This is a genomic window from Flavobacterium chungbukense (assembly GCF_020805785.1).
Lineage (GTDB): Bacteria > Bacteroidota > Bacteroidia > Flavobacteriales > Flavobacteriaceae > Flavobacterium > Flavobacterium chungbukense.
This window is the reverse complement of sequence record NZ_JAJGZV010000003.1, coordinates 339,489-352,584: the sequence shown is the minus strand read 5'-3', so window position 1 is coordinate 352,584 and position 13,096 is coordinate 339,489. Positions and strand designations below refer to the sequence as shown.

At 34.4% G+C, this 13,096-nt stretch carries 10 protein-coding genes; all 10 read left to right on the top strand.

Going from position 1 to position 13,096, the window contains the following annotated elements; all coding sequences use genetic code 11:
* The first annotated feature begins 5 nt into the window (after positions 1 to 5).
* The 10 genes from pyk (at position 6) to LL966_RS11750 (ending at position 13,044) form a co-directional block, all read left to right on the top strand.
* Entirely contained in the window at positions 6 to 1,439 is a 1,434-nt protein-coding gene (pyk, locus tag LL966_RS11795) for a pyruvate kinase (RefSeq protein WP_229353386.1), read from the top strand.
* Positions 1,440 to 1,857: 418 nt separating this feature from the next.
* Positions 1,858 to 3,522 carry an arylsulfatase gene (locus tag LL966_RS11790; RefSeq protein WP_229353385.1) on the top strand — a complete coding sequence of 555 codons (1,665 nt, stop codon included), beginning with the start codon at positions 1,858 to 1,860 and terminating at the stop codon, positions 3,520 to 3,522.
* Between the two features lie 67 nt (positions 3,523 to 3,589).
* On the top strand, positions 3,590 to 4,606 hold the full coding sequence (locus tag LL966_RS11785; RefSeq protein WP_229353383.1) for an HAD family hydrolase: 1,017 nt from the start codon (positions 3,590 to 3,592) through the stop codon (positions 4,604 to 4,606).
* A 61-nt stretch (positions 4,607 to 4,667) separates the two neighbouring features.
* Positions 4,668 to 5,477, top strand: a complete 810-nt coding sequence (locus LL966_RS11780) for a hypothetical protein (RefSeq protein WP_229353381.1) — start codon at positions 4,668 to 4,670, stop codon at positions 5,475 to 5,477.
* Between the two features lie 40 nt (positions 5,478 to 5,517).
* The gene (locus LL966_RS11775; protein ID WP_229353379.1) at positions 5,518 to 6,996 is read left to right on the top strand and encodes a DUF1254 domain-containing protein; all 1,479 of its coding nucleotides are present in this window, start codon (positions 5,518 to 5,520) and stop codon (positions 6,994 to 6,996) included.
* A gap of 32 nt (positions 6,997 to 7,028) precedes the next feature.
* Positions 7,029 to 8,438: a DUF1254 domain-containing protein gene (locus tag LL966_RS11770; protein WP_229353377.1), complete on the top strand. Its 1,410-nt coding sequence runs from the start codon at positions 7,029 to 7,031 to the stop codon at positions 8,436 to 8,438.
* A 9-nt stretch (positions 8,439 to 8,447) separates the two neighbouring features.
* Positions 8,448 to 9,848: a DUF2252 domain-containing protein gene (locus LL966_RS11765; RefSeq protein ID WP_229353375.1), complete on the top strand. Its 1,401-nt coding sequence runs from the start codon at positions 8,448 to 8,450 to the stop codon at positions 9,846 to 9,848.
* A 280-nt stretch (positions 9,849 to 10,128) separates the two neighbouring features.
* Positions 10,129 to 10,707, top strand: a complete 579-nt coding sequence (locus LL966_RS11760; protein ID WP_229353374.1) for a DUF4136 domain-containing protein — start codon at positions 10,129 to 10,131, stop codon at positions 10,705 to 10,707.
* Positions 10,708 to 10,833: 126 nt separating this feature from the next.
* A complete protein-coding gene (locus LL966_RS11755) occupies positions 10,834 to 12,009 on the top strand; it encodes a helix-turn-helix domain-containing protein (RefSeq protein WP_229353372.1) in 1,176 nt (391 codons plus the stop codon).
* A 69-nt stretch (positions 12,010 to 12,078) separates the two neighbouring features.
* Complete coding sequence (locus LL966_RS11750; RefSeq protein ID WP_229353370.1) at positions 12,079 to 13,044, top strand: SphA family protein; 966 nt, start codon at positions 12,079 to 12,081, stop codon at positions 13,042 to 13,044.
* Positions 13,045 to 13,096: the final 52 nt, after the last annotated feature.

The window sequence follows — 13,096 nt, the reverse complement described above, 5'->3', positions numbered from 1 at the left end:
AAAAAATGCTAACAAACAAGAAAACCAAAATTGTTGCTACACTTGGTCCCGCATGTAGTACAAGAGAGATTATCAAAGATATGATCGATGCAGGGGTTAATGTGTTTAGAATCAATTTTTCGCATGCAGATTACGAAGGAGTAAAAGAAAAGATTAACATTATTAGAGGCCTAAACGAAGAGTTTGGTTACACTACAGCAATTTTAGGAGATTTGCAAGGACCAAAACTTAGAGTTGGTGTAATGGAAGAGGGTACTGTTGTAAACGATGGTGATGAAATCACTTTTACAACTGCAGAAGATATTGTTGGAAATGCTAAAAAAGCATTCATGAAATATCAAAATTTCCCAAATGATGTAAATGTTGGAGAGCGTATTTTGCTTGATGATGGTAAACTTATTTTTGAAATCGTTTCAACAGACAAAAAAACGGAAGTTGTTGCTAAAGTTATTCAAGGTGGAGAATTAAAATCTAAAAAAGGGGTTAATCTTCCAAATACAAAAATTTCTTTGCCAGCTTTAACTGAAAAAGATATTGCCGATGCGATTTTTGCAATCGAGCAAAAAGTAGACTGGATCGCACTTTCATTCGTGAAAACACCACGCGATTTACAAGATTTGCAAGAATTAATTGCGAAGCATTCAGACGTTAAAATTCCAATCGTTGCTAAAATTGAAATGCCAGAAGCTCTTGAGAATATGGATAAAATTGTAGCATATTGCGATGGTTTAATGGTGGCTCGTGGAGATCTTGGTGTTGAGCTTCCTGCTCATGAAGTACCATTAGTACAAAAAGATTTGATCCGCAGAGCAAAAACGGCTAGAATTCCTGTTATCGTTGCTACACAAATGATGGAAACGATGATTACAAGTCTAACTCCAACAAGAGCAGAGGTAAACGACGTTGCTAACTCAGTAATGGACGGTGCAGATGCGGTAATGTTGTCTGGAGAGACTGCTACAGGAAACTATCCAGTTCAAGTTATTCAAAGAATGACTCAAATTTGCGAAGCTGTAGAAAACTCTCCGCTTATTCAAGTTCCTCAAAATACACCACAAATCAAAACAAATCGTTTTGTAACTAAAACAGTTTGCCACCAAGCAGCTTTATTGGCTAACGAAATTGAAGCTAAAGCAATTTGTACTTTAACAAATAGTGGTTATACAGCTTTCCAAATTTCAGCTTGGAGACCATCAACAGCTCATATTTTAGTATTTACTTCAAACAGAAGAATCTTAACACAATTGAATTTATTATGGGGAGTTAAATCTTTCTACTATGATAATGACGAAAGTACAGATGATACAGTAACAGATGTAAATCAAATTGCATTTGAAAAAGGATATGCTCAAAAAGGTGATTATTTAATTAACCTTGCTGCAATGCCAATTAAAGATAAAGGAATGGTTAATACCATGAGAGTATCTCAAATAGAATAGTTTTCTTTTAAAAGTTCATCATATTTAAAAACCATCTGATTTATCAGATGGTTTTTTTTTGCTTATTACTTTTCTAGAAAAATCTCAATCTGTTTTTTTGAATAGAACAATTAAAATTCGTTTCAAATTTAAAAAAATGAAGATTGTGAATTGTAAAATGGAACCTTGTACAGCAATTTACATCATTTTTGATGTTGCAAATTATAATTTGCAACATCTTCATGGCATAAAAATAGGATAATTCGGGTTTTTACTCCTTAATTTTGAGATACTTAATAAAACGTTAAAACAATTTGTTGGAAGTTATCCCTGCCGTTTCAGCGTCAAAAGTTATAACACATTACTTTAATAAAGGTTGTATTCTTTTCGATTTTAAATAAAACCATAATAAAATGAATTATTACTAAATCTTATTACCATGAAACAAAGTAAAATTAGAAATGCCGTTATGCTTTTTGCATTAGTATGCTTCACAATTGTTCATGTGAAAGCTCAGAATAAAAAAGTCAACATCTTAGTATTATGGGGTGATGACATCGGAACCACGAATATAAGCGCTTACAGCGATGGACTTATGGGATATACAACCCCAAATATTGATCGTCTAGCCAATGAAGGATTGCGTTTTTTACATTATTATGGAGAACAGAGTTGTACTGCAGGACGTGCAGCTTTCTTAACTGGACAGCATGGTCTTAGAACCGGATTAACAAAAGTAGGTTTTCCAGGCGCGCCTATGGGAATGAGCCAATTGGATCCTTCTATTGGAGGAATCATGAAAAGTTTAGGCTATGTTACGGGACAATTTGGTAAAAATCACGTGGGTGACCGTAACGAAAGTTTACCAACAGTAAATGGTTTTGATGAGTTTTTCGGAAATCTGTATCATTTAAATGCGGAAGAGGAGCCAGAATTGCCAGATTATCCTAAAGATCCGGAATATTTGAAAAAATTTGGACCTAGAGGTGTTTTAAAATGTACAGCGACAAATGTTGATGATGCTACTACAGATCCTCGTTTTGGAAGAGTTGGAAAACAAAAAATAGAAGATACAGGAGCTCTTACTAAAAAAAGAATGGAAACAGTTGATGATGAAACTTCAGCTGCTGCTATTGATTTTATTAAAAGACAAAATGCAGCCGGCAAACCATTTTTCTGCTGGTTCAATGCTACTCGTATGCACTTGCGTACGCATGTTAGACCAGAACATAGAGGAAGATATACTCATGGAGACAGTGAATATATTGATGGTATGATAGAGCATGACGAAACGATTGGAAGCATTCTAAAAGCATTAGACGAGTTAGGAATTGCTGATAATACGATTGTTGTTTATTCTACAGATAACGGGCCACACATGAACACTTGGCCTGATGGAGCCATGACACCTTTCCGTTCAGAAAAAAATACGAATTGGGATGGAGCTTTCCGTGTACCATGTATTGTTCGTTGGCCTGGACACATTAAGCCAGGGGTAACTACTGAATTAATGAGCCATAACGACTGGATTCCAACTTTTGCTTCTATTGCAGGAGAAACAGACTTAACAAACAAACTTCTAAAAGGATACTCTGCAAACGGAAAAACCTATAAAGTGCATTTAGATGGCTTTGATCAGAGTAATTTTTTACTTGGAAAAACACAAAAAAGTGCCAGAGATAAATTCTTTTATACAGATGATGATGGTCTTTTAGTTGGTTTAAGAGAAGGAGATTATAAATATGTCTTCGCTGAACAACGTTTAGGAGGTACAATGGGTGTTTGGGCGGAGCCTTTTACAAAACTTCGTTTGCAAAAAATATTCAACCTTTATCAAGATCCTTTTGAAAGAGCCGATATAACTTCTAATTCATTTTGGGAATGGCAGTTAAATCATGTACAAATGATGTACGGTGCAATACAAGATGTAGTTGTATTTGCAGAAACATTCAAAGAGTATCCGCCAAGATCAATTCCGCCAAGCTTCTCTGCTTATACCATTATGGAAGAAGCTATGAGAGATATCAAAGCTCAAAAATATATAGAGAAAAATGTCATGCCGAAACTTAAAGAGGAAGAAACAGCTTCAAAAAAGAAAAAATAGAAAATAGTTAAAATAGAGCTTGGGTTCTTCATAATTCAAGCTTTATTAACTTAAAAAAATCAATATCATGTATAAAAAAATATATGTATTGTCTCTGTTTTTATTTTTGCTTGTTTCTTGTAAAAATAAATCAGAAGACACTACTACCATTAATTCTAAAGATAGTACGGCGGTAGTAGCAACAAACAGTGATCCGCTTCCAAGCTGGAATGATGGAACAGTTAAAAGTGACATTATTGCTTATGTAGAAAAAGTCACTAAAAAAGGAAGTCCGGATTTTATTCCGATAGAAGATAGAATAGCAACGTTTGATAATGATGGAACACTATGGGCCGAAAAACCTCTTGTTCAGGAATTATTTGCTTTTTATCGTGTCAAAAAAATGGTACAAGAAAAACCTGAATTAGCACAAAAACAACCTTTTAAAGCCGTAATCAAAAAAGACAAATCTTTTTTTGAAAAAGGAGGAGAGAAAGCAATTGTAGAATTGGTTGCCGCCACACACACAGGTATGACCGAAGATGAATTTGAAGCTGGAGCTAAAGAATTTTTTAACGTCGCGAAATATCCAGGTAAAAATGTTCCTTTAAAACAAATTAGATATCAGCCGCAACTAGAACTCCTAGATTATCTGCGTGCAAACGGATTTAAAACCTATATCGTATCAGGTGGAACTGTAGAGTTAATGCGCGCCATATCTCAGGATTTTTATGGAATTCCAAAAAATCAGGTGGTAGGAACTTCTTTCAAATATAAATTTGATGATGCAAAAGATGCCATTCAAAGGGAACCAGCTTTAGATCATTTTAACGACAAAGAAGGAAAACCTGCAGCAATACAATTACATATTGGGCAGCGACCTGTTTTTGCCTGCGGAAATGAGGGCGGAGCAGGAGATCTAGCAATGTTACGATATTCACAGGGAAGTAAATATCCTTCTTTTCAATTGATTGTAAATCATAATGATTCTATTAGAGAATACAGTTATCAGGAAAAAGATAATCTTTCACTGAGCACAGCTGCAAAAAATAAATACCACGTAATCAATATGAAAGAAGACTGGAAAAAAGTTTTTGCAGACTAAAAAGAGGATTATTTACCCATTACAGATTTGAGTTGTCTTTTAATTAATAAAACTAAGTCGTATGAAATATTCTTTTCTAATAATGATTCTGATGCTATCGGTTCATTTTACAATTTCAGCACAAGAAGACGCTCCAAAAACAGGAAACAGCGCGCAGGAATTAGCAGATAAACTAGCAAATCCTGTAGCAAGTTTAATCAGTGTGCCTTTACAGAACAATTTAAATTATGGAATTGGTCCCTTTAACGGATCAAAATATACTATAAATGTACAGCCGGTAATTCCGTTTAAATTAACAGACAATTTAAATTTAATTACCCGCTATATATTGCCAGTTGTTGACCAAAGAGATATTACTGGAGAGAACACACATCAATTTGGATTAAGCGACGCAACTGTTACTGCTTTTTTTGCTCCAAAAACCAAAGGAATTATTCTTGGAGTTGGACCTGCTTTTTTGGTGCCAACGGCTACAGATAAACTTTTAGGAACAGAAAAATTCGGTGTTGGACCAAGTGTCTTAGTAATGCATCAAGGAAAAGGACTTTCAGTAGGTTTCATCGCTAATCAAATTTGGTCTGTTGCGGGTAATGAAGACCGTACCGATTTTAATCAATTTTACACACAGATATTCCTGACACATAGTTACAAAAGTGGCGCGAGTTTAGGAGTCAGTTCAGAGATTACTCAAAACTGGGAAGGAAATACCACAATGATTTCGCTTGCTCCTAACATAGGAGCTGTTACCAAATTAGGAGATCAAGTGGTTCAATTTGCTATTATGCCATTGATCCCGATTGTTGGTCCGCGCGAGATAAAACCAGATTGGGGATTAAGAGCTGTTTTAGCTTTTGTATTTCCAGGTTCTTAAAACGTTTTTTAGGTATTCTTTTCATTAAAAAAATTAGATTATGAAATCAAAAATTTTACTTCTTGTAATAACAACCTTTTTGGTATCCTGCACAAAATCTACAACAAAAAATGAAACAACAGAAACTGCAGATTCAAAAACAGTTTCACAATCGGGGTCAGAAATAAAAATGGATGGTGATCTGCCATCAAAAGAATCGATTCCTTTATTATTTGACGAAATGGATTTTCAGCAGGCAACGCAATGTTATTTGTGGGCACTTCCAATCGTGGCTTTCGCCGAATGGCAGCAGCAACATTACAAAACGTTTAATGCTTCCAGTAATGATCTTGTATTGTATAACTCCTATCATGACAGATTAGGAATCTTAACGGCAAATGCCACAACTCCTTATGTCATGTCTTTTATAGATTTAAAGGCAAATGGTCCGACAGTTATAGAAATGCCTGCTGGAAGAACTGCTGGAGGACTAGCTGATTTCTGGCAGAGAGAGCAGGGTACAATTGGAGAAATGGGACCCGATAAAGGAAAAGGTGGAAAATATGTCTTGGTACCGCCCACTCTTAAAAACTTTAAAGCAGATGGTTATTTTATAATTCCTTGTAATACAGTAAATATGTTTTTTGGTTTTAGAACATTAGATCCAGATCCAAAAGTTACAGAAGAGCTTGTAAAAAAGGTAAAAATTTACCCTTATTCACAGAGGGCAAATCCAGTAGCAACAAAAATAGTCAGTCCGCCAGCAGATAAAAATTGGTACGGAATCCAGCCTTCAGGAATTAAATATTGGGAATGTCTTCACGCGATTTTACAAAATGAACCTGTAGAAGAACGTGATCGTTTTTTCATGGCGTGGCTTAAAAATTTGGGTATAGAAAAAGGAAAACCATTTGCTCCAGACGAACGTCAGAAGAAAATTTTAATTGCTGCTGTAGAGAAAGGACAGCAAATGGCAATGGCAAATTCTTTTGAGAAACGCTTTGCAGACGTCAAACATTGGCCAGATAAAAAATGGGATTATGTTCTGATTATGAAAAATGCATCGCAGCATGCGGATAATTATGATGAATTTTTTGAGAGAACTTCTTATTTCTACGAAGCAGTTACCTATTCGCAAGCGATGATGAGCAAGACACCAAATTTGGGTCAGGCGTATTTAGGAGCTTATTTTGATAAGGAAGGAAACTGGTTAGATGGAGGTAAAAATTATACTCTAAATGTTCCTGCAAATCCACCAGCGGTTAATTTCTGGTCAATAACAGTTTACGACTCGGCGACACGATGTTTGATTGATAATCCGCAGAAAAATGCTGATTTATCTTCTCGTAAAGATTTAATAAAAAATGCTGACGGATCAGTCGATTTATATTTTGGACCAAAAGCTCCAGCAGGAAAAGAGAAAAATTGGGTTCAGACTTTGCCAGGAAAACATTGGTTTACTTATATGCGTTTTTATGGCCCAACAACAGCCTATTTTGACAAAAGCTGGAAAATGGATGATATAAAAGAAGTGAAATAGAAAGTTTATTTACTAAGATTAAAACATTCAAGATGAAAAAAATTCTGTTTATAATGTTCGTTTTTATTGCTATTTTTTCTTGTAAAAAGAAAGAGACCGTAACTGCTGAAAAAGAAGGAGGAACAAATACAGCTATTACAAAATCAGCAGATTCTGCCAAAGCTATTGCAAAAGAAGCTTGGATATATATATTTCCGTTGGCAATGAATTACCGAACAATGCATTTATATGCGTTAGATAAAACTTATCCAGATTACGCGGGAGGCTTTAATAAATTTAAACATTACGATAAAATTTTTACACCAGCAGATACAGCAGTTGTCACACCAAATAATGACACACCTTATTCTTGGGCGATTTTAAATCTTTCAGATGAACCAATTGTCTTAGAATTGCCAGAGATTACAAATAGGTATTATTCATTTCAATTTGTTGATTTATATACATTCAATTTTGCATATGTCGGAAGTCGTGCAACAGGAGACAAAACAGGAAAATATCTAATCGCAGGACCTGATTGGAAAGGTGAAAAACCGAATGGAATTGATAAAGTAATTCAGTCAGAAACAAATCTAATTACTTTATTAGGAAGAACAGAATTAAAAATGGCATCAGGAGATATTGAAAACGTAAAAAAAATACAATCTCAATATAAACTAACTCCGTGGCATGAGTTTTCAAAAACTACTGCGCCTGCTCATAAGGAATATGCCTTGCCATTTCCAGCATTTAAACAAGCTGATTTAACTTCTGCAGAATTTATAGGTTTGGGAAGTAATTTACTTCAATATACATCTCCTAATAATGCAGAAACAGATTTGAGAGTAAAATTAGCCAAAATCGGACTTGTTCCAGGAAAAGAATTTGATGCTAAAAATTATTCGCCAGAAGTTTTAAAGGCAATTAATGAAGGCGTTGCAGAAGCAGGAAAAGAATTGGAAGATGGCGCAAACAAGCTCACAAATGCAACCGACTTATTTGGAACAAGAGAGGAACTAAATGGCGACTTTACCAAAAGAGCTCTAGGTGCCGCAGCAGGATTATATGGAAACACAAAACAAGAAGCCATTTATATTGGAACAAGAACAGACAAAGAGAATGCTATTTTATCTGGAAAAAATAAATATGTTATTCGATTCCCTAAAGGACAAACGCCGCCGGCAAAATATTTCTGGAGTATTACATTGTACGAATTGCCTAGCCGTTATCTGGTTAATAATCCAATAAATAGATATTCTATTGGAGACAGAACTACAGGTTTGAAATATGAGCCAAATGGAGACTTAAATATTTACATTCAAAATGAGGTGCCTAAGGGAAAAGAATCCAATTGGCTTCCTGCTCCTAAAAATGCTTTTTATTATTTAATTCGAATTTATGGACCTGATGAGTCTATATTAAAAGGGACATGGAAAGCGCCACAACCTGAATTGGTTAAATAAATTATTCTGATGATCGAAAAAGCAACAAATAGTAGCGATAGTCTCTTTGATCCTCTGGCATCAAAATCAGAACGTTACGACAAAGGTGCGGCGATTAGAAAAACAGTGCCTCGTTCTTCTCATCAAGAATGGGTGGCCGCAGAAGACCGTGAAGATCCTATTGCTATTTTGATAAGAACAAGTATAGGACGAATTGAAGATTTATTGCCAATTCGATATCGAAGAATGATCGAATCGCCTTTTGCATTTTATAGAGGAGCAGCAGCAATTATGGCCGCAGACTTAGCAAATACGCCAAACACAGGAATGCAATTACAGGTTTGCGGAGATTGTCATTTGATGAATTTTGGAGGATTTGCAACTCCCGAACGTAAACTGGTTTTTGATATTAATGATTTTGATGAAACTTTTCAAGGTCCTTGGGAATGGGATGTTAAAAGACTTGCTGTAAGTTTTGCCATTGCAGGAAAATGGAGAAAATTTTCTAATAAAGATTGTAAAGAATTTGCTTGGCATGCAGCAGATAGTTACAAAAGACATATGCTAGAATACAGCAAATTATCGGCTCTTCAAATTTGGTACGCAGATATTGATCTGGCTGAACTTATCGAATTGGGGAAAGATGAGGAATTAAAAGATTTTCAGCAAAAACGAATAAAAAAAGCCGCCGAATCTACTGCGCATGAAAAAGAGTTTGCAAAAATGACGTACCTGGATGGAGTTCGAGCCAAAATAAAAGACGATCCGCCTTTGATTTATCATCCTTCTGGAACCGATGAAAATTATACACTAAAAGAAGCAAAGCTCATTCATAAACGCTATGTAGAATCACTGCCAGAAGACAAACAGGTTTTGTTGAGCCGTTATAGCATACATGACTTTGCCATAAAAGTGGTAGGTGTGGGAAGTGTGGGAACATTGTGTGGCATTAGTTTGTTAATGTCGGCAACTGGCGAACCTATTTTTTTACAGTTTAAAGAAGCAAGAAAAAGTGTTTTAGAGTCCAATATAAAAAACAAACCCAAATACAGTCATCAAGGCGAGCGTATTGTAATGGGGCAAAAGTTAATGCAATCGGCTTCGGATATATTCTTAGGATGGACAAACGATGACAGAGGAAGGTTCTTTTATATCCGTCAGCTTCGAGATGCTAAAATAAAGCCGGTTATCGAAATAATGAAAGCAGATAATATGGCAGATTACGCCAAAGCTTGCGGCTGGGCACTTGCAAGAGCACATGCACGGTCTGGAGATCCCTCGATGTTGTCTGGTTATATTGGAAATAGTAATGAATTTGCAAATGCAATTTCTAAATTCTCAATTTCCTATGCACACCAAAATGAGCTGGATTATAATAAACTCGTTGAAGCAGTAAAAGAAGGAAGATTGCCCATTTCGGCAGAAATATAATTTGGTAATGATGAAAATATAATAAATATGAGTATAAAATCTAGGTATAAATCTTTATAATTGATGAAGAGTTAAAAATACAACTAAGTAAGATTTTATTTATTTTTTTACGTTAATTAAATAAAATCATTTATCTTTGATACTCACTTAAATAGTTGTTTGTTAGTAATTTATGTTAATTAAACAATTGTTAATACATTCTTCGCCTTTCAACCAAGATTTTCTAGATTTTAATACATTCGAGTTCAATAGATTTAATTATTAATTTAAATTTTAAAAGATGAATATTAAAAGAACAAATCTTCGAATAATCCCAATGTTATTTTTGGGTTTTCTTTACAGTTGTTCTCCAACTGTAAAAGTTACAAGTGATTATGATCATGCAGCAAATTTCGGTGAATACAAAACTTTTGCGGTTTACGATTTAAAAGCGCAAGAAGGTCAGGTTAATCAATTAAACGTTGATCGTGTAACAAAAGCAATTCGAAATGAAATGCTTGCAAAAGGGTTTACAGAATCTGATAATCCAGACTTAAAAGTTAATGCCGTTTCCATCTTAAAAAATAAAACTTCAGTAAGTTCCAATACCAATTTTTATGGTTATGGAGGAATGTATCGCCCTTATGGATATTGGGGAGGTGGTGCAATGATGGGCGGTGCCAATACCACATTCGACACTTATAATTATGTAGACGGATCTCTTGTAATTGATATTGTGTCTGCTAAAACAACAAAACTACTTTGGCAGGGAGTTGGTAATGCCGAAATTGACACCAAACCAGATAATCCGGAAGAATTTATTAATGAAGCCATAAAAAAAATCTTAGCCAATTTTCCTCCAGGATCAGAAAAGAAATAATCTGATAACAGTACAAACAAATGTGCTTGGTCTAATTAGCCTATAAGCACATTTGTTTTCTAGACGAAAGCCCCACTTTCGGAGTATTTTTTTAGAAAGTATAATAAACAAATTAAGCTAAAAAAAATGATCGATATTTTACTTTCGCTATTCTTCTTTATAGCTACAATTGCTGGTTTTGCCACCGCTTTAATGGTTCTTTTGTCTAGAAAAAACTATTCTAAAAGTTTCTTCTTGGGGATTTTCTTGCTGAGTTTGGCAGTAGTAAGTATTTATAATTTTTATTTATCTGCGAATATATTTAAGAACTTTCCAGATTTGATTACTATTACAAAAGCGTTTATTTTTCTAACGGCTCCTTGTTCTTTTCTTTATGTTAGAAATATTTTGTCTCTTAAAAAAAGTTTCAGAAAATATGACTGGATTCATTTTATGCCATTTGTCATCTATTTTGCATTGACTATAATTGTATATATTGGAAGTTATACTAATATAAAAGCGATTGATTACCTTGCTAGTGTAATCAAAAATCCCTTTTCGATTCTGACACTGACACTTTGGTTGTTTTATGTTTTTTTTCAAACCATGTTGATTTTAAACTATGATTTGAAAAAATTTAAAGGAAATCAATTCCATAGAAGCAAAGTAATCAATTGGATTAAGGTGTATAACCTGATGATTTTATTTCTGTTCTCGGCATTATTTGTTCATCATTTTCTTCTCAGAAAAGTCGTTGCTGTAGATATATCTTGTTACGTTTTAATTTCATCTGTTCTGTTTTTTACGGTCGGGTGGCTTTATTTTAGGCCGAATATTTTTCATGATGAAGAAGAAACTTTCGATTTTGTTGTTGATAATAGCACTATTGTAAAATCAAAAGAAACAAAAAATGTAATCACGATAACAAACGAATTAACTTCTGAAAAGAGAGAAGATTATCTCTTAAAACTGGATCATGTCTTGAATTCTAAAAACCTCTTTCTGAAAAAAGATTTCGTAATTCGAGATTTATCAGACGAAACAGGAATCTCTGTTCATCATTTATCTAATTTAATCAATTCAGAATTCGGACTTCATTTTCAGGATTATATAAACCTCAAAAGAATTGAATATTTTAAAGATAAAATAAATGATCCAGAATGGAAAGATCTATCGCTGGAAGGAATGGCTTGGGGTTCTGGTTTTAAATCGCGAACAACTTGCTTTAGAGCATTTATAAAACATACTGGAAAATCTCCTTCAGAATACTTCAAAACCATTAGAATAAATCCAGATCGTACAAACGCTTATTATTTTAAGTAGAAGTTGATACTTCAAAAATGAAGTGATGGGTTGCGATTGTAATGTCTTATTCATTTTAAAAATTTCAGCATGAAAGCAAAAAATACGAATTCGAAAAAAGTATTGCAATCCGCTTTAACAATGATAGTGCTATTCGTTTCTTTTATAGGAAATGCACAATTAAAAGGCGGTCATATTTTAGGCGCAATGGGATTACAATCAGGAACTCAAGCACCTGAAAATACTCTAAGTGTATATATTCCAGCATATATTTACACGGCAAATTGCCTGCGGAATGGAGATGGAGATAAAATTGGAAATCCTGACTTAACCATGTTTATAACAGGTGTTGGAGCCAATTATGTAAGCGATTTTAAAATTCTTGGAGCCAATTACGGAGCTACTATTTTATTGGCTGGAGCTTCAAATACTATTCAAGGAAGTTATATCGATTCTAAAAGCAATTTCGCCTTTACAGATATGTATGTGCAGCCCATCCAATTAGGCTGGCACAATAAAAAAGCCGATTTTGTTTTCAGTTACCAAATGTACATTCCCACCGGGAAATATGAATTGGGAGGAAGCGAAAACAGCGGTTTAGGAATGTTTATGAATGAAATTTCGGCAGGAACAACCTTGTTTTTTAACGACAAAAAAACATTCCATTTTTCAGCTTTAGCTGCCTATGAAATCAATGGAAAGAAAAAAGACACCGATATAAAAACGGGCGATATTTTTAGTCTTGAAGGTGGTTTAGGGAAAACATTCTATTGCATGAACGCTGAAAAAACGGCTCCAAAAGGAATATTGAACGCAGGATTAATTTATTACTTACAGTATAAAGTATCGGATGATAAAATTCCGGTGGGTAGCATTATAATTGAGCCAGACAAAGATCATGTAACGGCGCTTGGTGCTGAGGTTAATTATTTTCATATCGGAAGTATGACTCAGGCTGGTTTTAGATGGGTTTCAGAATTAGGAGCAGTCAATAGATTTCAGGGAAATACTTTTTTTATCACTTTAGCGCATGTTTTCAGTTTGAAGAAAAAGTGATTGGAGAGATTTAAGGGTTTAGAATAAGGTTAATTTTTAATGTAAAACGACT